This window comes from Streptomyces sp. NPDC005393 (assembly GCF_040606675.1).
Taxonomy (GTDB): domain Bacteria; phylum Actinomycetota; class Actinomycetes; order Streptomycetales; family Streptomycetaceae; genus Streptomyces.
On sequence record NZ_JBEXFG010000018.1, the window covers coordinates 127959 to 128757 of the forward strand.

The window sequence follows — 799 nt, forward strand, 5'->3', positions numbered from 1 at the left end:
GTGCCGGGGCGAGCCGAAGGGGCGCGCCGCTGTCGAAAGGAAGAGCGCGCGCAGGCCCCGAGGGCCGCGATCGATATGCGGCTACCGCCGGGCTAGTGGCCGAGCACGGTCGACCTTCGGCCGGGGCCCGGCCGACGAACGATCTCACCTCCTGAGAACGCATTCGCCCTGGCGCGAGGTCGACGACCAGGGAGGCGCAGTGCGACGGCACCACGCTGGTCAGTTCGGACCGTTCCCTGGTGAGACGCCTATAGGTACTGCGCGTCGCGCGGCACCTGGGCGGTGGTCGTGACACCAATCTAGAAGGTGGGGAGACGGCGGCACCTCCCTTCACCGATGTATCCGTCCGCGGCCGTCATCCTGGAGATGTACGCGGCCCCAGTACGCCGCCCCGGCGGGCGGGTCGGAGAGGGGTCGGCGTTCCGGAGCCGTTCAAGTGACGCGGCACCTCAGTTGAACGTCAGGTTTTGGTCCCTGCGTGCAGAATTGGCGGTGAAATGCTGGATTCGCCCGACGCCGGCCAGCAGTTGAACTTTCGCACCGACTGAGCGGCAACCTCACCTCGTGGCCGAAGGGCGCGGAACGGAGCGAAAGGCGACCGCTCGACGGATTCGCGCCACCCCGAACATTGATCACCCACACGCACTCGAGTCATGCTGTCCCTGGAGAGTGCCCATGCGCGCCAAGGCGCGTGTTTTGCCTCTCGTTGGATCTCGAAGAGAGGGTGGGGAGCAGATGGCTGAGGAGCCGTTGTTTCTGCGTTCGAAGGCCATTGTGGAGCCATTGGTTGACCGGTTCT